Below are 20,021 nucleotides of genomic sequence, written 5' to 3' on the forward strand. Positions count from 1 at the left end.
CCTCGGTGGGGGTCAATGATGTGACGTACTACCCCAATACGGAGCAATGTCCGAAATAAACCATTCTGCGTAGGTTCTGCACTGTTCGGGCGGGGTGCGTGTCTACTACCCGCCCTAGGATGTGACGTGGCCCCTATGGGTGGCATCACATCCACGAGGCCATTTCGGCACCCCTTCGAGCCCTTTGCGAGGCCGGGGTCGGGGTCCGTGTGCGGCGGTCTGCGGGTCTGGGTCCGCCTACGGGGCACCGGCCATCTCTTGCCGGTGCTAGCGCACGCGCGCTAGCGTGTTCATGTGCCCAAGACACAGCTGAACGTGAGAGTGGACGAGTCCACCGCCGAGGCCGCGCGGCAACGCGCGCTGCAGAGGGGGATGAGCGTGAACCGGTACATAGAAGAGCTCGTGCGGCAGGATGCGGGCGAGGTCGGACACACCTTCGTCGAGGCCGCGGCCGACTTCATGAAGCAGTACGAGTCGGTGTTCGCCGAGGAGTTCGGCCCGGAGCGCAAAGGCACGCGTTGAACCTGCAGATCGACCTTTCCTGGCTGCTCATGGTGGCCGAGCACAAGACCCCCGGTGACCCGCAGGTCGTCGACTGGGGTGCGCTCGTGGCCGCGGTGGCCCGGCATGAGGCCGAGATTTTCGGCAGCCCCGTCTACAGCGACCCCCACTCCCGGGCCGCTGCCCTTCTCCAGCTGCTGCTCCACGTCCCCGCGCTCGAACATTCCAACGCGATGTTCTCCTCGGCCGTCGCGTACGGATATCTCGTCGCTTCCGGGCTCAAGGTCATCACTTCGCCCGAGCAGGTGCGCGACCTCGCCAGACTGGTGAAGGAGGGCAAGGCGGACGTCCGGGCCATCGCCGACGAACTCCGCCAGTGGAGTCTGTGACGGCCCCCGGCGCGCGACGGCGGGCCGATGCCTCAGTCCAGCACGGCAGGGCGGCGCGCCACCCCCAGCACGCAGGCCGAAGTGGGCAGCCGGACGCCCCACTCCGGCATCCGTACCCTGCGGTAGGTCTCCACCACGAACCCGGCCCGCTCGATGGCGGCCAGGGTGTCGCGCGACGTGTGGCACCCGCCCGTCACCAGCGGCCAGACCGTACGGTCCAGCGCCCGCTGCGTCATGGCCATGGCCCGGTCGTCGGCCTGTACATGCTCGAAGAAGCGCAGCTCACCGCCGGGCCGCAGCACCCGCACGAGCTCCGCGAGCGAACGCTCCACACTCCGTACGGTGCACAGCACCAGCGAGGCGACGGCCCCGTCGAACGCCTCGCTCTTCACCGGCAGGGCTTCTGCCGCGCCGGGCACCACATCCACCGGGATTCCCGCCCGCAGCGCCGACCGCACCGCCAACTGCCGCAGGCTGCGCTCGGGTTCGATGGCCACCACCTCCGACACCGCGGGCGGGTAGTGCGCGAAATTCAGGCCATTGCCCGCACCGATCTCGATGACCCGGCCGGACAGGCCGGCCAGCAGCTCCGAGCGCACCGCGCCCAGCCCCGCCTTGGTCTCCGCTGCCACGCTCATCCGGGCGTAGAACCGGGCGAAGACGGGGTGGTGCACGGCGTCCTCGGGGATTCCCGTGCTGCGCAGACGCATGACGACCTCCTCGACCGGGCGCTCGGGCAGAAAGCACGCTACTTGGATTCTCCCCCGTCCTGAGCGGCTCAGACGCTCAGGACGCAGGCCGATTCCCGCCCAGTTCCGCCGCGAGCCAACTCCGGGCACGCGCACGGAAGTCGGCCGGCTCCAAGGCCCCCGCACCGGCCGGCACCGCCCCCAGCAGCGGGGCACCCGCCACCACGGGAAGGTCCGCCAGATTGCAGCGCGCCGCGAGATCCGGTTCGGCGGGCATGCTGCCCACCACCACACCGAGGCACTCCAGCCCCCGGTTCCGCAGTGCCTCGGAGGTCAGCTCGGTGGTGTTGAGCGTGCCCAGACCGGGGGGCGTCACCACCAGCACCGGGGCGGCCAGCAGCCGGGCGGCGTCGGCAAGGGTCGAGCCCTCGTCGTCGAACCGTACGAGCAGCCCGCCCGCGCCCTCGATCAGCACCAGATCGTGCTCGGTCGCCAGCTTCCGGGCCGCTTCGGCGATCTCGTACGGCCGCACCGGCGGGAGCCCGGACCTGCGGGCCGCGGTGGCCGGTGCCAACGGTTCGGGGAATCTGGCCAGTTCGACCGCGGTCACATGGCCGCCCGCCAGCCGTGCCACTTCGGCGGCATCTCCCGGCTCGCCGGGGGCCAGCCCCGTCTGCGCGGGCTTCAGCACCGCGACACGGCGGTCCGGAGACGCCGCCGCCACGGCCGCCGTCACGACGGTCTTGCCGATCTCCGTGCCTGTCCCCGTCACTACCAGAACCGTCATCTCATCCCTCTCGCGCAGCCGCGCACACCGCGCGGCAGATCCGTGTCACGTCCTCGTCGCCCGTCACGTAGGGCGGCATCGTGTAGACGAGATCGCGGAACGGCCGCAGCCACACCCCTTCCCGTACCGCGGCCCGGGTCGCGGCCGCCATGTCCACCTCGTGATCGAGCTGTACGACGCCGATCGCACCCAGTACCCGGACATCCCGCACCCCGGGCAGTTCCGACGCCGGGGCGAGCCCCTCCCGCAGTCCGGTGCCGATCCGCTTCACCTCCCGCTCCCAGTCCTGGCCGAGCAGTAGATCGACGGAGGCGCACGCCACCGCGGCCGCGAGCGGATTGCCCATGAACGTCGGTCCGTGCGCGAGCACCGGCACCTCGCCGCGCGAGATGCCCTCCGCCACCCGGGAGGTGCACAGCGTCGCCGCCATCGTCAGATAGCCGCCGGTCAGTGCCTTGCCCACGCACATGACATCGGGCGAGATCCCGGCGTGCCCGGCGGCGAACAGCTTCCCCGTACGGCCGAAACCCGTGGCGATCTCGTCGAGGACCAGCAGCACATCGTGCTCGTCGCACGCCTCGCGCAGCACCCGCAGATACGCGGGGGAGTGGAACCGCATCCCGCCCGCGCCCTGTACCACCGGCTCCACGATCACCGCGGCCAGCCGGTCGGCGTGCTCCGCGATCAGTTCCCGCAGGTGCCGGACGTACGCGGCATCCGGTTCGGCGTCGAAACCGGCCGGGGGCTCGTCCGCGAAGACCTGGCGGGGCAGGACACCCGACCAGAGTTCGTGCATGCCGCCCTCGGGGTCGCACACCGACATCGGCTGCCAGGTGTCGCCGTGATAGCCGCCGCGCCAGGTCAGCAGCCGCTGCTTGGCCGGCCGCCCGGCCGAGCGCCAGTACTGCAGACACATCTTCACGGCGACCTCGACGGAGACCGACCCCGAGTCGGAGAGGAAGACATGGCGCAGCGGCTCGGGGGTGATCTCGACCAGCCGGGTCGCCAGCCGCACGGCGGGTTCATGGGTGAGCCCGCCGAACATCACATGGCTCATCCGGTCCAGCTGACCACGGGCCGCCTCGTTGAGCACCGGATGGTTGTAGCCGTGCACCGCCGACCACCAGGACGACATGCCGTCGACCAACTCGCTCTGCCCGTGGGCCGGTTCGGCCAGCTTCAGCCGCACCCCGGACGCGGACTCCACGACCAGCGGCTCCTGACGCCCCGGCATCGGGCCGTACGGATGCCAGACGTGCGCCCGGTCCAGGGACCGCAGCTCGGCGGGGGAGAGGGCCTCAGGCATTGGGGGCGAGATCCGTTCCCGCGCCGCGACGGCGGACCGCCACCAGATCCGTGCGCGCGGCCGGCACCTCCTGGGCATCGGGCGCGGCCTCCCCGGGCGCGTCACCGCAAGGGGCGCACCCGCCGTCGTGCGAACCGCATCCACCGCCCGGCTGCGACCGGTGCGCGGGCAGCGTCGTCGTCGTCGCCCCCTCCACCTCGAAACCGGCGTCCGCGATCATGTCCAGGTCCGCCTGGCCCGCCTGCCCCTCGCTGGTGAGGTAGTCGCCCAGGAAGATCGAGTTGACCAGGTGCAGGGCCAGCGGCTGCATCGAGCGCAGATGGACCTCGCGCCCGCCCGCGAGCCGTACCTCCACGTCCGGGCAGACGAACCGGACCATCGCCAGAATCCGCAGACAGCGCTGCGGAGTGAGGTTCCACTCCTTGGCCAGCGGAGTTCCCTCGAACGGGATCAGGAAGTTCACCGGTACCGAGTCCGGGTCCAGCTCACGCAGCGAGAAGACGACATCGACCAGGTCGGTGTCGCTCTCGCCCATCCCGGCGATCAGTCCGGAACATGCCGAGAGCCCGGCGGCCTGCGCCTGCTGGACGGTCTCCACCCGGTCGGCGTAGGTGTGGGTGGTGGTGATGTCCCCGTACGTCCCCTCGGACGTGTTGAGGTTGTGGTTGTACGCGTCGGCGCCGGCCGAGCGCAGCCGGTCGGCCTGTCCGTCGGACAGCAGACCGAGGCAGGCGCACACCTCGACGCCCTCGTTCTGCTCCTTGATCGCCTCGATGGTCTCCGACACCCGGTCGACATCGCGGTCCGTCGGGCCGCGGCCGCTCGCCACCAGACAGACCCGCTTGGCCCCGCCCGCCACCCCGGCGGCGGCGGCCTTCGAGGCCTCATCCGGTTTCAGCCAGGTGTACTTGAGGATCCCGGCCTTGGAGCCGAGCCGCTGCGAGCAGTAGGAGCAGTCCTCGGGGCAGAGGCCGGACTTGAGGTTGACCAGATAGTTCAGTTTCACGCGCCGCCCGAACCACTGACGGCGCACCTTTCCGGCCGCGGCCACCACTTCGAGCAGATCGTCGTCGGAGGTCGCCAGTACGGCGAGGGCTTCTTCGCGGGTCGGCAGCTCGCGCCGCAGCCCCTTGTCCACCAGCGTGTTCAGGAGGTCCATGGCGAAGATCCTGGCCTACGGCACGGCCCGCAGCCAAGGAGGAACCGGACAACAGAGCCCGGCAAGGGTGTGTGTATTGCCACACCATGCCCGGCTGCGCACACGGTTAGGGTCTGTGAGCTGCCTACAAAAGGGACCGCTCATGTCCTTGGACCCGTTCGACTGGATCGACGAGGAGGCGCGCCGCCGCGCCGACGCCGGACTCGTCCGTACCCTGCGCCCCCGGCCCGCCGCCCCCGTACTTCTGGACCTGGCGAGCAACGACTATCTGGGGCTGACCCGGCACCCCGACATCACCGCCGCCGCGGCCGGGGCCGCGCGCGACTGGGGCGCGGGCGCGACCGGATCGCGACTTGTCACCGGTTCCACCGCGCTGCATGCCGAACTGGAGAACGAGCTGGCCGAATTCTGTGGTTTCGAGGCGGCGCTGGTGCTGTCGTCCGGCTACGCGGCCAACCTCGCGGCGGTCACGGCGCTCACCGGCCACGGCTCGCTGATCGTCTCCGACGCGGGCAACCACGCCTCGATCGTGGACGGTTGCCGGCTCTCGCGCGCCGCGACCGCGGTCGTCCCGCATGCCGATCCCGAGGCCGTACGCAAGGCCCTGCGGTCGCACGAGGGGCGGGCGCTGGCCGTCACCGACTCGGTCTTCTCGGTCGACGGCGACGCGGCACCGCTGCCCCGGCTGGCCGAGGTGTGCCGTACGGAGGGCGCCGCACTGCTCGTCGACGACGCGCACGGTCTGGGCGTGCTGGGGGAGGGCGGCCGGGGCGCACTCGCCGCCGCCGGTCTCTCGGGCGGCGGGGGAATCGTCACCACGCTCACTCTCTCCAAGTCCCTGGGCAGCCAGGGCGGAGCGGTCCTGGGCCCCGCCCGGGTCATCGAACACCTCGTCAACACGGCCCGTACATTCATCTTCGACACCGGTCTGGCGCCGGCCGCGGCGGGCGCCGCACTGGCGAGCCTGCGGCTGCTGCGCCGCGAGCCGGAACGGGCCGGCCGGGCCCGCGAGGTCGCCACCGCGCTGTACGAGCGGCTGACCGCGGCCGGTCTGACCGCCGTGCGGCCCGATGCGGCCGTGGTCTCGGTGCGTGCCCCCTCGGCCGACGCCGCGGTGCGCTGGGCGGCCGACTGCCGCACTGCCGGAATCGCGGTCGGGTGCTTCCGGCCCCCGTCGGTGCCCGACGGGGTGTCCCGGCTGAGGCTGACGGCGCGGGCCGATCTGACCGAGGACCAGATCGCCACCGCCGTGTCGGTCGTGCGGCGCACCGCTCCGGTCAGCTGACCGGCACCCGGTGCAGACCGCCGACGAACGAGGCCCAGGCCGCCGCGGAGAACCGCAGCGGTGGCCTGGAGACATCCTTGGAGTCCCGCACCGCCAGCCGCCCGTCACCGAACGGTGCGGCCTCCACACAGTTGTTCATGCCCGTGCTGCGGCTGCTGCGCCGCCACCGTAAGCCGTGCTGTGCGAGGCAATCCGACATGAGGGCCTCCCTCGGGCGCTCCGGGGTTCACCGACCGCCGCGGTCGATCGCGGCGATGAGGTCCAACGAGTGCTCCGGCGACAGCGCGTGTGCCTGCATCGTGCGGAAGGCCGAGCTGTACGCCTCAAGGTCTTCTTTCCGCTCCAGATAGAGGCTACTCGTCAAATGGTCGAGAACGACCACATCCAGATCAGAAGTGCTCGGAAATGAGAAGATAACGAAAGGCCCGGTGAGGCCGGCGTATCCGCCCACCGAGAACGGCAACAACTGAAGTTGCACATGGGGCAGTTGAGCGACCCGGGTCAGATGGCGCAGCTGCTCCCGCATCACCCGGCACCCGCCGACCTTGCGCCGCAGCACCGCCTCGTCGAGCACCGCGCTCAGCCGCAGCGGCGGATCGGTCCGCAGTACGCCCTGCCGGGCCAGCCGCACCTCCACCAGCGAGTCCAACTGGCCCGAAGGCAGCCCGTCCAGCGATGCCCGGGTCACCGCACGCGCGTAGTCGGCGGTCTGCAGCAGCCCCGGCACCACCGAGGTCTCCAGCGTGCGCGCGGTCCGCGCCTGGGACTCCAGACTGATGAAGTCGCGGTACTGGGGCGGGATCAGGCCGCGATAGGCGTGCCACCATCCGGTGCCGCCACCGCCCGCCGAGCCCGCCAACGTGGCCAGCAGGTCCCGCAATCGGGTGTCGTCCACGCCGTACGTGTCCAGGAGCCGGGTCACGTCGGCGGGCCGCACCCCGCTCACTCCGGTCTCGATCCGGCTCACCTTCGACTGGTGCCAGCCGAGTATCCGCGCCGCGTCCCGACTGGTCAGTCCCGACGCATGGCGCAGACTCCGGAGCTCCTCCCCGAGCTTGCGGCGCCGAACCGCAGGGCCGTGCTGCATCCGCGGCCTCCCTCCCTCTTCTGCCGAGCGGACAGTGTGCCGCCCGCATACGGTCTTGTGTGGCAGGGTTCACCGCATTGAGCGACAGATATATGCATATCTTGGTGGATCGCCGTTCCAGGGGGCAGCATCAATGGCAATCTGGCGCGAAGCACAACCCGGACCGATCGCGGGTCCGTCCGGGTGGGAAAGGGACGGCTCGCCATGGCAGACCATCAGGAAGCAAGCGTCACTCTGCCGAGCGAGCCGGTCTCGGTCTCGGCGGCCCGCAGCTACGTGGACCGGGTGCTCGGCGAATGGGGCCCGGTCGCCGACACCGATTTCACCGACAGCGTCCGGCTCATCGTCTCGGAGCTCGCGACCAACGCCGTCCAGCACACCTTCGGGCAGTCGCCCACCTTCACCGTGGACCTCCGGCTGGAGCGGGAGGAGCAGCTGTATCTGGGAGTGACGGACAGCCATCCCCGCTGGCCCAGGCGGCTGCCCGCCGCAGTTCAACAGGACAACGGGCGCGGCATGGTGATCATCCGCACCCTGGCCAAGGAGTGCGGGGGACGGCTCACCGTCAGCCCGACCGCCGACGGTGGCAAGACGGTGTGGATCGCGCTTCCGTGGAGCGTCCCGGTGCAGAGCTGACCGACGCGTTGCGGTGACCGCCCGACCGCGCGGTCACCCGGCTTCCGCGCCGGCCCCGCCCCCGAACCCGCCGCGCCCCGGCCCCCCGCCCGGCGGAGCACGGCCGGGGACACGGCCCCGATCCGCCGGGCAGGACCGTCTCAGCGGACCCGGCCGTAGTAGACGCTCTTGGTCCAGATCTTCTCCAGCCGGACCACCGCGCCGGTCCTCGGCGAATGCCAGATCTTGCCCTTTCCGGCGTAGATGCCCACGTGGTAGACGCTGCGGCCGTAGTGGAAGAAGACCAGGTCGCCGCGTTTCCTGTGCGAGGCCGAGATGTGGCGGGTCCTGTTGTACTGCTGCTGGGCCGTGCGGGGGAGCTTCTTGCCCGCCTTCTTGAACGAGTAGAACGTCAGCCCCGAGCAGTCGAAGCGGTTGGGGCCGGTGGCCCCCCACCTGTACGGCGATCCCTTCTTCGACGCCGCGATGTTGAGCGCCTTCATCGACAGAGTCGCCGCCTGGGCGTCCGTCGCGGCGCCCGGGGCGAACATGGTGGTGCCGACAGCGGCGAGAGTCAGAACCGAGGCCGTTCCGGCCCGGACGAGCAGAGACGGGACATGAACCTGCGCAGTCATGCGCAACCCTTCGTCAGCCGCCTGTGAAGGATGACCTGTCGGGTTCGGGCTGGCGAAGTTGCCCGGCCGCTTGCGGCGGCTTCACCCCGAGGGTCGACCGGTGTTCAGGCCGACCCGTTGTGCTCGGGTCCTCCACTCCTGCCGATCCACTATCTGTCGACCAGTCATCCGGGCGGCGGCAGGACTCGGCGTCCGCCCGGACCGCCCCGCCGCGGTGGCGGGGGCTTGTCGTCCCAGGGATCTTGACTCACGGACTGCCTGATTTCCGAGCAGAAACAGGGATATGTGAGGCTCCTCACGGCTGATCCGTTCGGGTGGGCATGGTGCTTTTCGAGGCTCCGGCGGCGAATCCGACCGGTGTCGTACCTGGGGTGGAAGGGTGGATTTCGATCACAGTCCACTCGGAAAACGCAAGTTGAGCGGTCCCCCGTGAGGGGGGCTTCCTACGCCGAACGAGCGAGGAATTTCGATCGGATCGTCGGGCGTGTCGGGTACGGGAGTTGGGTGACGGCCACCGGGCGCCGGACGCCGGGGCGGGGGGAGTTGGCCCGGTCCCGGCGTCCGCGCGGAGCACGGAAGCCGGTCAACTCGCGGGAGCGGGCGGTACGGTGACGCGCCCGGCCCGCCGCTCCCCGTCCAGTACCCGCAGCGCCCGGGCGAGCGTCGTGGCGTGGATCTGCGCCTCCCCGCGCTCGTGCATGGACGCGAGCGCGTCCCGCAGCGCGGCCACGTGCGATACCAGCGCCTGAGCTGCGCGCAGGGCGCCGTAGGTGTCGCTGCCGCGGGCCGGATTGATCCGGCCGACCTGGTCGAGGACTTCGAGGTAGCGGTCGATGAACTCCCCCTCGGCGCCCGTCAGTGCGGGAAGCGGTGGGAACTCCGGTGGCCGCATCGGCGGGTTCACCTCGTGCCGCGCGGGTGGTGTGAGGACTTCCGGTTCTCCAGGACGTGGTCCACCAGCCCGTACGCCTTGGCGCCCGCCGCGTCGAGGATGAGGTCGCGCTCGATGTCCCCGGTGATCCGCTCGGTGTCGCGACCCGTGTGACGGGCCAACAGTGTGGTGAGCATCGTGCGGACCCGTTCCAGCTCCTGGGCCTCGATCTCCAGGTCGGACGGCTGGCCCCGCATCGGTTCGGTGAGCTCGGGCTGCCGCACGACGACCCTCGCGCCGGGCAGTGCGTGCCGTCGGCCGGGGGCGCCCGCGGCGAGCAGCGCGGAGGCGCAGGAACCGGCCTGGCCGAGGCAGTAGGTCTCCACCTCGCACGTGAGGTACTGCATCGTGTCGTAGATCGCGGACATGGCCCCGAACGAGCCGCCGGGGGAGTTGATGTAGAGCGAAATGGGGAGGTCCGGGGCATCGTGCTCCAGGTACATCAACTGCGCGATCAGGTCGCCGGCCGCGGCGTCGTCGACCGGGGTACCGAGGAAGACGATCCGTTCGGACAGCAGCTTGGAGTACGGGTCGAGGGTTCGGGTCCCGTTGGTCGTGCGCTCGGTGAACTCGGGCAGTACATGACGGGCGGTGGGACGGAACAGCATGGCGATACCTCTCCTCTGGGTACTGCACGGCTCTGCGGGGTCTCTTCACGGGGTCGCGCCGACTTCCGTAAAAAATGTACAGGACGTACAGACGGTTGTGGTGGGAGAAGATCCTGGCGCTCCAGTGGAATTTCCAGGTCAGAGGCTGTTCTGGCTGTTCGCCGAGGGCGGATATCCGAGGCGACGCGGAGGTCCTGAGGGCTCGGGTGGACGTACCCTGCCGACGACTCGGTACGCGATTGAGGTCCGGGTGTGCCGGCCGGGTGGGCCTGTGGCCGCACGGTCGGAGACCGGTGCGGCGATGGCGGCGTTGGTTTGGGCGCAGGACTCGCGCCAGGCGTAGTTCTCGTCCAGCGGCACCTTGTCCTTCGGCTTGCGTGGCGGTGCCCGGACCTGGTTGGGGAAGCCGTTGGCTGCGTGATCTGCCGGTTCGCCTGCTGGGGCCCCTTCTTGCGGGCCCCGGCCGCATGCTGGTGTGCGCGCACGATGGTGAAGTCCACCGAGACAGCCCAGTTGAGGTTGTCGTCGGCGTCGGCCTGTGCGACCAGCGCGGTGAACACCCGCTCCCCGGTGCCGTCGAGGGCCCACATCCGCAGCCGGTTGTAGACGCCTCGCCAGTTGCCGTACTGCTCCGGGAGGCGGATCCACTGCGATCCCGTCTGGCATTTCCACGCGATCGCGTCGATCACTTCTCGGTGATCCCGCCACCGGCCACCCCGCCGCGGTGTCCGATCTGGGGGTAACGGCTCGATTCGCGCCCACTGCGCGTCAGTCAACGGCACACACGAACAACGGCCGGCGGTGCCGGTCGGAACGGCGCCGCCGTCAGGCGGTCGGCCCAGTGCGGAGCCGCCGCGCGTCCCGCGCGAGCGTGTACGTAGCGCTGAGGAAGATCACGGATCCAGCCACGAGCCGGAGAAACGAGGCCCCAGAGCGGTACTCACGAACGGCAAGAACGAGCAGCATCACGCTGGCAAGGACGCCGAAGGCCGAGAGCAGAGCGCTGATGTGGTCAGTCACATGGACATCGTCAACGACAGCCCCGGCCGGCGGAAGTGATCCAAGCGAGCCGGCCTAGGCGACCCCGGAAGCGTCCTTGGACCGTCGCACGACGGCCGCCCCGCGCAGTGCGACGGCGCACCAGACGGCCACCAGGAGCAGCGCGGCCGCGGCCAGGCCCGCGACTCCGAGGGGATCCGGCCGCCAGCCCAGGGACAGCCGGGTACCGATCATGACGGTGCCGAGGAGGACCTCCGACGGGGAGTAGACAGGCACCTTGGCCGCCACGAACCGCAGGATGGCGCCCAGCCCCAGGCCGATCACGACCCAGGCGAGCAGATAGGGCCAGAGCGCTCCCGGCGCGGCGGGCGGCAGGCCGTACTCCTCCGGGCCGATGCGGAACAGGGCGCCCAACCACCCCAGCGTCACTCCGCCGGCGGTGACGAGCGCCGCCCACAGCGCATGGCGCCACAGCGGGCCGGACCGCACTCGCTCGTCCTCGTGCTCGTCCTGGGTGTCGACGGAGTTCGTGGTCTCAGGAAGATCCATCACACCCGATGAGACGCTCACCGGCCGCCGAACGTTGCGTCGCGGACGGTGTCGCGAGCATGCCGAAAACACCAGGGCCCGCCCCGAGGGCCGTAGCTCGTCGGCGACAAGCCCGACATGATCCGAACGAGAGGCACCAGTTGTACTGACCCGCGAGGTTGGGGACGCGGCTGGCGGGTGGTTGGCCCTTGAGTGCGGTGTGTCCGCGGTGGTGATTGCAGGTGTGCAGCCATTGCGGGAAGGCGTCGCGTCGTTCCTGTTCTGAGCGGTAGGGGCGGGCGTAGGCCCATTCGTCGAGCAGGGTGCGGTTGAGGCGTTCGGCCCTGCCGTTGGTCTGTGGGCGGTAGGGCCGGGTTCGCTTGTGGGTGATCCCGGCCGCTGTCAGGGCATCGCGCCAGGCGTGTGATTTGTAGCAGGCTCCGACTCACCCCGCCCTGATCCGTCGCGGGGACCCGGAGCAGTACCAACTGGGGCTGGTGACCAGGGTATCGGCCTGGTAGGCGCAGGGAGGCAGTGAGGCGGAGCTGCACGCCGGTGACTTGGTGCTGTGGGACACCTCCCGTCCCTACGACTCCGGCTCGGGACTCGACGACGGCAGCGTCGGGGTCCTGGTCCTGCAAATCCCCAAGGCGCGCTTGCCGTTGGCCGCCCCGCAGGTCGACCGGCTCGTCGCCCGGCGCATGGACAGCACCACAGGCATGAGGGCGGTGCCGGCCCAGTTCCTGGGCGCCGTGGCCCGAAACGGATCCGACTGCCAGCCGCACGACCTGGGCAGCCTCGGCAGCGTGGCGGTGGAACTGGCGGCCGCATGCCTCATCCAGCAGCTGGGCGCTGAGCCGCAGCCGCCGGAAGCGGCCCGGGCGCATGTGCTGCTGCGTCAGATCGACGCGTTCATCGAGCAGAACCTGGCGGACCCCGATCTGACCCCGCGCGCCATCGCCGACCAGCACCACATCTCGCTGCGCAGCCTGTACACACTGTTCCAGGACCACGTCGAGCGAGGGGGTTGCGGAGGCGATCCGCAGGCGTCGACTGGAGCGCTGCCGAGCCGATCCGGGCAGCCCGCAACTGCGCCGTCAGCCCGTTCATGCGATCGCCGCCCGGTGGGGGTTCGGCAACGCGGCGGCGTTCAGCCGTGGCTTTCGCGCCGTCTACGGCGTCACCCCGCAGGCCTACCGCTCCGAGGCGCAGGAGCCGCGCGTGGTGGCCGAGCAACGGGCCTGATGCGCCCGGCGGTCGGCAGCACCCTCTTCCGTTCCGTTGCTTTTCGGGCCGGAGCGCCGCCGAGATCGGGGCCGTATCGCTGCACGGATCGTCAAGAAGGGCTGCACGGCCGGCACAACCTCAGGATCCTTCCGATCCTGGGCTCCCGGAAGCGGGCCCCGGAGGCAGGACAGGTCGCACAGCCAGTCCTGCGGATGGGCCGCCGAGTTTCGTCCACAGCCGGGAGTCGTCCATGCGCAGGCGCACGGTGGCTGCCGCTGCAGAACAGGGGAGAGCAATGAAGAGGACGTCCTTCGACCGGCGGTCGGCGGAAGCCCCTGGCCCTGGCTCTCCGGGGCCAGGGGAGCGGCCGGCCTGTGGTTGGGTACCAGGTGGGCCATGCGGGCCGCTTTCGCCGGGGAACACTTGAAGCCGCTGCGCTCCTCACGGTCGCGTGCGACGATCTCGCCGTCCAGGACCGCGGGGCAGCCGAGCACGGAACCGACTGCCGCTAGTTCCGGGTGGGCGGCGGTGAGGCCCGCCTCGAACGGGTACCGCAGGAGCACCGTCTCGTCACCCGGCAGACTGCGCGGAGTCGCGAGGAGCGATCCGTGGCAGGCCCGCATGACGCTCCGCGCCCGCTCAGGACGCGCTGCGCTTCCGCGCTGCTTCGTAGCAGTGCGCCCGTCCGTCGCGCCATTCGATCCAGTGGGGGTCGTCGACGAGTTCCCAGGCGTCTTCGAGCCCGGCGCGCCTCAGGAATTCGACGAGGTCGCTGTCGTTACGGGCGAGCCCGACGACCTTCCCCTCGATGGCGACTCGCCGCCCGCCGGAACGCGAGAGGCCGTGGACGACTATCGGGGCCTTCATATCTCCAGGGTGCGACGAGGCGCTGCTCAGAGCACCCCGAGTTCCGTGTCCGGCCTGTGCTGCGCAGGGTGGCGGGGAACGAGCGAGACCGACCGGATCGCCGACGAGGAGTGCCACGAGGACGGTCGGCAGCAGGGCGAGCAGCGACGGGTGCGAGAGGAAGGGCGGCACCGCGGTCCGCTCCGGCGACCGGGCCGGGAGGGTCAGGCGTGATCCACCAGCTGGGACCGGGACAAGCCCTTCTCACGTGCACAGTGTGCGCAGCAGAAGAACTGCCCGTCGGCTTGCATACCGTGGCCGAGGATGCGGCACAGGCAATTGACACAGGTCGGGGCGATCTTCTGGGCTGCGCACTCGATGCTGTCGAAGACGTGGACCACCCCTTCCGAGGTATGTACCTCGAACGCCATCTCGTAGTCGTTGTGGCAGACCTCGCACACGGCCATGAGGAGCACCCCTTGTTGCCGGAATCGATGAGCGTGGCACCTGCAGGCCCGTGAAGGCGCGGCGCCCCCCGGACACTAGCGAAAGAGCGCACCGATGCTCCGGCACCGCGTGCCGCTGCTCCCCGACCCGCTCGCGAAATCACTCCCCTGGCCACCCCTGCATGGGCACGCCTCAGGTCCTCGAAATGCCCGCGAGACATTCCGGCCGGCTCGGCGACGGCACAGTCCTCGGTCGGCCGGCCACACTGGGAGCCGTTGAGAAGGCGGTCCTGCGCCTGCTGACGTGAATGTACGACGAGCCCGGCCCGGTACCGGTGTCATGCCCGTGCACGAGGGTCCGGCACTCTCACCCACGTGGACACCGACGTCAAGAACGGTCCGTGGCGGCCCGGGGCCCGAGGACCGGATCTCCGACAGTGATCGTGTACGGCGCGCCGGCCGTGGACGGTGTCCTGTGCGGTGGTCCGGAGAAGGCGCTTGTAGCGGCACAGCACCGCAGCGAGGCCGCGCAGGTGACTGCCCGGTCGACGTTCGTAGCGGTGGTTGCCGTTCAGCCCTGCCGGACCAGGTCCTCAAGAGGACGCACGCCCGCGCCGGAGAACAGGCTGCGGGCCGTGGTGATGCGGTGCTCGCGCGCCGGGCCTGAGGTGGTCAGGCGGTCCAGGGCCCGGATCAGGGCCCACGGGTCCGGTGCGTACTCGGTGAGACCGTGCTCGGCCATCCGTCGGGCGCCCTCTCTGCCGTGCCCCGGAATGGGCCGATAGCTGACCACCGGCAATCCGACAGCCATCGCTTCGAGCGCGGTTTGCCCTGCCGCGTTGTCGATGAGAGCGCGGGACGCCGTCATGAGTCCCGGCATGTCGTCGACCCAGCCTCTGGCATCGGCATGGGCAATGCGTGACAGGTCCCGGCGCAGGCGTGTATTCGTGCCGCAGAGCACAACGGGTCTGTAGCCCGCCGAAGCCACCAACCGAGTGGTCTGCCCCAGGCGGGCGCCGACACCCCAGGCACCCGTCGAGATCAGTACCGGCGGACGGTCCGGCGAGTCGAACCGTTGCTGCCGGTCCGCCGTCGGCGCCGGCGCGTGGAACCGGGGGGCCACCAGAGCGCCGGAGGTCACGGCCGGGCGCCGTACCGTTCGCCGCACCTGATGCGCAACGTCGGCTGTGAGACACAGATGGAGGTCGTTGCCAGGATGCATCCATTGGCGGTGAACAGCGAAATCGGTGATGACGACAGCGCTCGGGACCGGGAGCGCGCCGCGCGAGCGGAGCCCGCCGGTGAGCTGGGCGGCGAGGTGGAAGACGGGGACGATCACGTCCGGTCGTTGTTGTGCGACGAGCATCAGCAGCCTTCGCTCCGCGAGGGCGGCCAGGGGGGCGCTCCCGGGGCGGGGGGCGCCCCCGGCGCGGAAGAACGCTGCGTACAGGCCGGCATAGACCAGGGGCGCGCGGCAGATGACCGACCGGTAGAAGGAGCGCAGTCCGCTGCCGATACCGGTGGGCAGCAGGTCAAGGACATCGATCGTCGTCGTCAGCCCTCCGCCGGCCTCCAGCCGACGGGTCAGTTCGGCGGCCACCGCGTGGTGACCGGAACCCATGCCTGCGCTCAGGATGAGGAAGCGTCCGGGCGCCGTGTTCATCTCTCGTGCCCCCTCGCCCGGGCGCTGGTACCGGAGGGGGCAGCTACCGGCCCCCTGAGTCCCTTGTCGCCATCCGGAGCCGGCAGCGCCGAAGGCGCCTTCACGCGTCGCAGCGGAACCACCCCCGACCGTCCGAGGATTCGATGCGCGGCCGGAGGCTCAGCCGCGTGACCAGCAGTCACATGACCACCTTCGTCCGGCGAGTATTCGGAGCATTTGTCGGAAGGGACACGGAACCCGGCTCTTCCATTCTGTGGGTGAGAGCGGTGCGGTGCAGTGAGGCATGGGCCCCGACGGTTTACCGACGCCCGTCCGGGCTACTCCTAACCCGACGCGGCGACGCGATGTCCCGCCGTCCTGAATGCGTGAGGGGCGGGCACACCGCGCCGTACCGTGCTGAGACAGGGGAGAGGCCATGTCACGTGCTCCTGGGATCGCTCATCGCGGCGTGCCCAGTGGTGATGCGTCGGACGGCAGGGGCGTCCGGGCGGGTGTGGCCCTGGTGACAGGGGCCTCCTCGGGTATCGGCGCCGCGGTCGCACGCCGGATCGCGGCCGAAGGCGGGTGGCGGCTCCTGGTCGCCGGTCGCGACCGCGAGCGACTGGACGACGTGGCGACGACGACGTGCTCGACGGCGCTCTACGCGGACCTGATGTCGACCGGCAGTACGGAGCAACTGGTCGAGGAGGCCCTCGACCACGCCGGCGGAGTCGACCTGCTCGTGGCGGCGGCGGGCGTCGGATGGGCCGGCTCCTTCCGCTCCATGCCGGCTGCCGCCGCCGACCGGGTCCTCACCGTGGATCTGGTCTCCGTCGTCCATCTGGTACGGCTCCTGCTGCCGCACATGCTGGCAGCGGGGCGTGGGCACATCGTGCTGATCGGATCGGTGGCGGGATCCGCAGGTGTGCGCGGTGAGGCGGTGTACTCGGCGGCGAAGGCGGCGATTGCTGCCTTCGCCGACGCTCTGCGCTACGAACTGAGGGGAACCGGAGTACGCATCACCCATCTGGTCCCCGCAGTGGTGGACACTCCGTTCTTCGAACGCCGGGGATTGCCCTACACCCGGTCGTGGCCCCGGCCCATGCTGCCGGAACGTGTCGCGGACGCGGTCTGGGACGCCGTCGTGGCGGGCCGCGACGAGGTGTTCGTCCCCGGCTGGCTGCGTCTGCCGGGATGCGTGCGCTCCATTGCCCCCGGGCTCTATCACCGGCTCGCCACCCGCTTCGGCTGAACAGCGAAATGAACGTGCTCACCGTGACGCTGGCGCTGTCGGCAGCTCTCGCCAACGGCGCCGCATCCGTGCTGCAACGGCGGGCCGCCATGGAACAGGTGGAGTTCGAAGCAGCGGGCGGCAGGCCGGGTGTGCGGCAGGCGACGCGCCGATTGTCACAACTGGTACGCCGCCCTTTCTGGCTGGCCGGCGCGTCGGCGCTCGGGCTGTCCGCGGCGTTCCAGACGGGCGCGCTGGCGGTCGGCAGCCTGTCGGTGGTCCAGCCGCTGATGGCGAGCGAACTCCTCTTCACACTGTTGCTCGGCACAGCGGTTTTCCATCACCGTCCGGACGGCAGGACGTGGATGTCGTTCTTGATGCTCGCCGTGGGGCTGGGACTCTTCCTGAGTGCCGCCGGCCCCTCGGCGGGTGAGGCAACGGGACAGGCCGGCACATGGCTGGCTGTCGGTATCTCCGCCGCGACGGCAATGGCTGCGCTGACCCTGCTCGCCCGGATCCTCGACGGGGCCGCCTGCGCCGCGGTATTGGGCTGCGCCACCGCCGTCTCCTTCGCATGCACAGCCGCTCTGATCAAGGAGGTCACGGGCCGGATCCCGGAGGGTGTGGCCGCGGTCTTCGCCACGGCGTACCTGTACGCGATGTGCTGCGCCGGTCTGTTGAGTCTGTTGCTGCTCCAGAGCACGCTGCGTGCCGGGACACTCGCCGCCTCCCAGCCGGCGCTCACCCTCGGGGATGCGCTGGTGGGCGTGTTGCTGGGGAAGACACTGTTCGATGAACGGATCGCGCTGGGTGCCCGTCTGCTGCCGACCGCGCTCGGTGTCTGCCTGATCGTCGCCGGAACGGTGGGGCTGTCGCTCTCCCCGGCGGTCGCGGGCCACTGGGACTCGACAAGAGGAAACGACAACGCGGCGGAACAGGCCCGACCGCAACCGATGGCCGACAACGACGGAGGCACGGAATCCCGATGAATGCCCGGCCCATGGGACTCCCCCCTGCGTTCCGCGTTCCGTTGGCCGCGTCTGCGCTGGCGCTGACCGCTCATGTCGCCCCCGCCGGCACCTGGCTGCCCGGTTTGCGGCGCAGTTGTTTTCCTTCCCTGGCCGGCCTCGGGCACCCCTGGCACATCGCCCTGACCTTCGACGACGGCCCGGATCCCCGCTCCACCCCGCACTTCCTCCGCGTATTGGACCAGTTGTCCGCACGCGCCACGTTCTTCGTGCTCGGGGACAGCCTTCTGCGCCACCCGGAACTCGGCCGCGACATCGTCGGCCGCGGACACGAACTCGCCGTTCACGGATGGACACACAGCCGCCCATGGCTTCCCACCGTTGCACGGGACGCGCGCGAGGTCTCGCGCGCCGCCGAGGCGGTACAAAGGATCTCGGGCGTCCGGCCGTTGTGGTACCGGCCTCCGTACGGAATTCTGACCGGTGGCCGCTGGACCGCGGCCCTGCAGTCAGGACTGAGGCCGGTACTGTGGTCGGCCTGGGGCCGGGACTGGACTGAGGGCGCGACCCCCGAGGGAGTTCTGGCGACCGTGCGCAGCGGACTCCGAGGCGGCGGCACAATCCTCCTCCACGATGCCGACCTGTCGGCATCCGGCCGGTGGCGGCCCGCACTCGCGATGCTGCCGGAAATGATCACCGGCCTTCGGACCGAGGGGCTGACCGTCGGCCCCCTCGTCGACCACGGCCTCACGCCCCTGCGCCGGGTCCGTTGAGCACGCCGACCCCGACGGGGACACCACTGCGAGAGGCACAATGCACCGGCACCCGGTGAACGCTGAGCCGACCGCAGCCCGCAGCACGCAGCCCGGCCGTGCCGCGTGGCCACCCACGACCTCTGGGCGGTCCGAACCATGTAGGCGGCAGGGTGGTGGCGCACGAAGGGGAACGGCGGGCAGGAACGAGGAGCCGGAGGAGAAGGCGGACCGCGAGTGGAACGAGATGCTTCAGGAGGCGCTGCTCGTGGGAGCGGACCGAGGTTGTGCGCGCGGTATGCCGGCCTCGGTGAGCCGCCCGCCGACGCCCTCGTCCCGGCCGGGAGAACTCACGGCCAGGACGTCTGGCAGCACCAGCCCGATCGCGTCACCGGAAAACTCTCCGTCGCACCTCGTCCCACACATCTCTCACGGACGAGAGCGCACGAACGCCTCTGACCTGGACAATCGCTGTCGCCATGGACCACGGCGGACCAGGTGGACACTGCATAAACTAGGGAGCATGGCCTACGAGATTCCGGTGACGCAAGCCCGGGCTGAGCTCGCCGATCTGATCAACCGCGTCGTCTACGGCGGTGAACGCGTCGTCGTGACGCGGCACGGCAAGCCGCTGGTGGCGCTCGTCTCGGCCGCCGACCTGGAGCGACTGGAGAAGGACGAGGCGGCCGCGGAGGAACAGGTGATCAGCTCGGTCTCCTCGACCGGCTCCTCGGTGTCCGCTCCCGGCGAACGGCGCCGCTTCGGCATCGCGGCCGAGCACCGGGGACACCACGAACCGGGCAGCTGAGCGCCGTGCCGGCGGTTCATGAAGCGGGCCTGCCGGGCCCCGGGCCGTTGCGACGGGCGCCCCGGCATGCCCCGGTGGAGGTGCTGGAGAACGGCCCGCGCGGCCCGATGTCCATGCATCTTCCGGAGGCCGGTTAACGCGCCGGAAAAACTTCGGCTCTAATCTGCACCACCTCGCCGCGATTCGGCGGCTCGCAGTTCGACGACCGCGTCGGACTCGGCTGTCGCCTCGGCGCGCCCAGGGCCGGTACTGGGCACACGACTGTGAGGTGGACGCATGCGACTGACCCCGCACGAGCAGGAACGCCTGCTCGTCCACGTTGCCGCCGATGTGGCCCGGCGGCGCCGGGCGCGCGGACTGCGGCTCAACCACCCCGAGGCGATCGCGCTGATCACCGTGCATCTGCTGGAGGGCGCCCGCGACGGCCGTACGGTCTCCGAGCTGACGGCGTCGGGCCGCGAGGTGCTCACCAGGGACGACGTGATGGACGGGGTGCCCGAAATGATCCACGACGTCCAGGTCGAAGCCACCTTCCCGGACGGCACCAAGCTCGTCACCGTCCACGAGCCGATCGTCTGACGG

24 protein-coding genes, 2 pseudogenes and 1 riboswitch are annotated in these 20,021 nt (G+C 70.4%); of the genes and pseudogenes, 10 read left to right on the forward strand and 16 right to left on the reverse strand.

The window, feature by feature from the left end; all coding sequences use genetic code 11:
• Nucleotides 1-294: 294 nt before the first annotated feature.
• Both ACWCPY_RS22075 and ACWCPY_RS22080 read left to right on the forward strand, forming a co-directional pair.
• Nucleotides 295-522 (forward strand): antitoxin, encoded by a 228-nt coding sequence (locus ACWCPY_RS22075; RefSeq protein ID WP_329820831.1) that lies wholly within the window; start codon nt 295-297, stop codon nt 520-522.
• Nucleotides 519-890, forward strand: a complete 372-nt coding sequence (locus ACWCPY_RS22080) for a fic family toxin-antitoxin system, toxin component (protein WP_093551070.1) — start codon at nt 519-521, stop codon at nt 888-890. Before ACWCPY_RS22075 ends, ACWCPY_RS22080 begins: the two co-directional genes overlap by 4 nt.
• Nucleotides 891-922: 32 nt before the next feature.
• Here the strand turns inward: ACWCPY_RS22080 and ACWCPY_RS22085 are convergent, their stop codons facing one another.
• The 4 genes from ACWCPY_RS22085 to bioB form a co-directional block, all read right to left on the reverse strand.
• Nucleotides 923-1,600 (reverse strand): class I SAM-dependent methyltransferase, encoded by a 678-nt coding sequence (locus tag ACWCPY_RS22085; protein WP_451267433.1) that lies wholly within the window; start codon nt 1,598-1,600, stop codon nt 923-925.
• 76 nt (nt 1,601-1,676) lie between these two features.
• Nucleotides 1,677-2,366 carry a dethiobiotin synthase gene (gene bioD / locus ACWCPY_RS22090; RefSeq protein ID WP_451267435.1) on the reverse strand — a complete coding sequence of 230 codons (690 nt, stop codon included), beginning with the start codon at nt 2,364-2,366 and terminating at the stop codon, nt 1,677-1,679.
• A gap of 1 nt (nt 2,367) precedes the next feature.
• On the reverse strand, nt 2,368-3,672 hold the full coding sequence (locus ACWCPY_RS22095) for an adenosylmethionine--8-amino-7-oxononanoate transaminase (protein WP_451267437.1): 1,305 nt from the start codon (nt 3,670-3,672) through the stop codon (nt 2,368-2,370).
• Nucleotides 3,665-4,831 (reverse strand): biotin synthase BioB, encoded by a 1,167-nt coding sequence (bioB, locus tag ACWCPY_RS22100; RefSeq protein ID WP_451267439.1) that lies wholly within the window; start codon nt 4,829-4,831, stop codon nt 3,665-3,667. The genes ACWCPY_RS22095 and bioB overlap by 8 nt, the downstream gene beginning before the upstream one ends.
• Before the next feature lie 142 nt (nt 4,832-4,973).
• On the opposite strand from bioB, the gene ACWCPY_RS22105 reads away from it, so the two are divergent.
• Nucleotides 4,974-6,116 carry an 8-amino-7-oxononanoate synthase gene (locus tag ACWCPY_RS22105; RefSeq protein WP_451267441.1) on the forward strand — a complete coding sequence of 381 codons (1,143 nt, stop codon included), beginning with the start codon at nt 4,974-4,976 and terminating at the stop codon, nt 6,114-6,116.
• Here ACWCPY_RS22105 and ACWCPY_RS22110 read toward each other — a convergent pair.
• Both ACWCPY_RS22110 and ACWCPY_RS22115 read right to left on the reverse strand, forming a co-directional pair.
• The gene (locus ACWCPY_RS22110) at nt 6,109-6,315 is read right to left on the reverse strand and encodes a DUF397 domain-containing protein (RefSeq protein ID WP_451267443.1); all 207 of its coding nucleotides are present in this window, start codon (nt 6,313-6,315) and stop codon (nt 6,109-6,111) included. The genes ACWCPY_RS22105 and ACWCPY_RS22110 overlap by 8 nt on opposite strands.
• A gap of 27 nt (nt 6,316-6,342) precedes the next feature.
• Nucleotides 6,343-7,203 carry a helix-turn-helix domain-containing protein gene (locus ACWCPY_RS22115; RefSeq protein WP_451267445.1) on the reverse strand — a complete coding sequence of 287 codons (861 nt, stop codon included), beginning with the start codon at nt 7,201-7,203 and terminating at the stop codon, nt 6,343-6,345.
• 204 nt (nt 7,204-7,407) lie between these two features.
• On the opposite strand from ACWCPY_RS22115, the gene ACWCPY_RS22120 reads away from it, so the two are divergent.
• Nucleotides 7,408-7,839 (forward strand): ATP-binding protein, encoded by a 432-nt coding sequence (locus tag ACWCPY_RS22120; protein WP_451267447.1) that lies wholly within the window; start codon nt 7,408-7,410, stop codon nt 7,837-7,839.
• Nucleotides 7,840-7,979: 140 nt separating this feature from the next.
• On the opposite strand, the gene ACWCPY_RS22125 is transcribed toward ACWCPY_RS22120, so the two are convergent.
• The 7 genes and pseudogenes from ACWCPY_RS22125 to ACWCPY_RS22155 form a co-directional block, all read right to left on the reverse strand.
• Nucleotides 7,980-8,453 (reverse strand): C40 family peptidase, encoded by a 474-nt coding sequence (locus ACWCPY_RS22125; protein ID WP_451267449.1) that lies wholly within the window; start codon nt 8,451-8,453, stop codon nt 7,980-7,982.
• 3 nt (nt 8,454-8,456) lie between these two features.
• A riboswitch (cyclic di-AMP (ydaO/yuaA leader) is annotated at nt 8,457-8,622 on the reverse strand.
• A 414-nt stretch (nt 8,623-9,036) separates the two neighbouring features.
• Nucleotides 9,037-9,345 (reverse strand): hypothetical protein, encoded by a 309-nt coding sequence (locus ACWCPY_RS22130; RefSeq protein WP_451267450.1) that lies wholly within the window; start codon nt 9,343-9,345, stop codon nt 9,037-9,039.
• 8 nt (nt 9,346-9,353) lie between these two features.
• Complete coding sequence (locus tag ACWCPY_RS22135; RefSeq protein WP_451267632.1) at nt 9,354-9,989, reverse strand: ATP-dependent Clp protease proteolytic subunit; 636 nt, start codon at nt 9,987-9,989, stop codon at nt 9,354-9,356.
• A gap of 569 nt (nt 9,990-10,558) precedes the next feature.
• A pseudogene (locus tag ACWCPY_RS22140) lies at nt 10,559-10,774 on the reverse strand (transposase); the annotation flags it as partial.
• 43 nt (nt 10,775-10,817) lie between these two features.
• Nucleotides 10,818-11,012 carry a hypothetical protein gene (locus tag ACWCPY_RS22145; protein WP_451267452.1) on the reverse strand — a complete coding sequence of 65 codons (195 nt, stop codon included), beginning with the start codon at nt 11,010-11,012 and terminating at the stop codon, nt 10,818-10,820.
• A 54-nt stretch (nt 11,013-11,066) separates the two neighbouring features.
• Nucleotides 11,067-11,540 (reverse strand): hypothetical protein, encoded by a 474-nt coding sequence (locus tag ACWCPY_RS22150; RefSeq protein WP_451267454.1) that lies wholly within the window; start codon nt 11,538-11,540, stop codon nt 11,067-11,069.
• A 142-nt stretch (nt 11,541-11,682) separates the two neighbouring features.
• Nucleotides 11,683-11,961: pseudogene (locus ACWCPY_RS22155) on the reverse strand (integrase core domain-containing protein); the annotation flags it as partial.
• Between the two features lie 121 nt (nt 11,962-12,082).
• Between ACWCPY_RS22155 and ACWCPY_RS22160 the strand changes: the two are divergent.
• Nucleotides 12,083-13,045 (forward strand): hypothetical protein, encoded by a 963-nt coding sequence (locus ACWCPY_RS22160; protein WP_451267634.1) that lies wholly within the window; start codon nt 12,083-12,085, stop codon nt 13,043-13,045.
• Between the two features lie 340 nt (nt 13,046-13,385).
• Here ACWCPY_RS22160 and ACWCPY_RS22165 read toward each other — a convergent pair whose 3' ends face one another.
• The 3 genes from ACWCPY_RS22165 to ACWCPY_RS22175 form a co-directional block, all read right to left on the reverse strand.
• Nucleotides 13,386-13,613: a hypothetical protein gene (locus ACWCPY_RS22165; RefSeq protein ID WP_451267456.1), complete on the reverse strand. Its 228-nt coding sequence runs from the start codon at nt 13,611-13,613 to the stop codon at nt 13,386-13,388.
• Between the two features lie 203 nt (nt 13,614-13,816).
• On the reverse strand, nt 13,817-14,059 hold the full coding sequence (locus tag ACWCPY_RS22170; RefSeq protein ID WP_451267458.1) for a hypothetical protein: 243 nt from the start codon (nt 14,057-14,059) through the stop codon (nt 13,817-13,819).
• Between the two features lie 550 nt (nt 14,060-14,609).
• Nucleotides 14,610-15,701 (reverse strand): MGDG synthase family glycosyltransferase, encoded by a 1,092-nt coding sequence (locus ACWCPY_RS22175; RefSeq protein WP_451267460.1) that lies wholly within the window; start codon nt 15,699-15,701, stop codon nt 14,610-14,612.
• A 415-nt stretch (nt 15,702-16,116) separates the two neighbouring features.
• Here ACWCPY_RS22175 and ACWCPY_RS22180 point away from each other — a divergent pair, with 415 nt between their 5' ends.
• From ACWCPY_RS22180 to ACWCPY_RS22200, 5 genes are all read left to right on the forward strand, one after another.
• Nucleotides 16,117-16,932 carry an SDR family NAD(P)-dependent oxidoreductase gene (locus ACWCPY_RS22180; RefSeq protein WP_451267462.1) on the forward strand — a complete coding sequence of 272 codons (816 nt, stop codon included), beginning with the start codon at nt 16,117-16,119 and terminating at the stop codon, nt 16,930-16,932.
• Nucleotides 16,933-16,940: 8 nt separating this feature from the next.
• Complete coding sequence (locus ACWCPY_RS22185; RefSeq protein ID WP_451267464.1) at nt 16,941-17,900, forward strand: DMT family transporter; 960 nt, start codon at nt 16,941-16,943, stop codon at nt 17,898-17,900.
• Between the two features lie 11 nt (nt 17,901-17,911).
• Nucleotides 17,912-18,652, forward strand: a complete 741-nt coding sequence (locus tag ACWCPY_RS22190; RefSeq protein ID WP_451267465.1) for a polysaccharide deacetylase family protein — start codon at nt 17,912-17,914, stop codon at nt 18,650-18,652.
• Nucleotides 18,653-19,154: 502 nt separating this feature from the next.
• Nucleotides 19,155-19,439 carry a type II toxin-antitoxin system Phd/YefM family antitoxin gene (locus ACWCPY_RS22195; RefSeq protein ID WP_451267467.1) on the forward strand — a complete coding sequence of 95 codons (285 nt, stop codon included), beginning with the start codon at nt 19,155-19,157 and terminating at the stop codon, nt 19,437-19,439.
• A gap of 276 nt (nt 19,440-19,715) precedes the next feature.
• Nucleotides 19,716-20,018, forward strand: coding sequence for an urease subunit gamma (locus ACWCPY_RS22200; protein WP_451267469.1), 303 nt, complete (start codon nt 19,716-19,718; stop codon nt 20,016-20,018).
• Nucleotides 20,019-20,021 lie beyond the last annotated feature (3 nt).

It is taken from the genome of Streptomyces sp. NPDC002403, assembly GCF_053593015.1.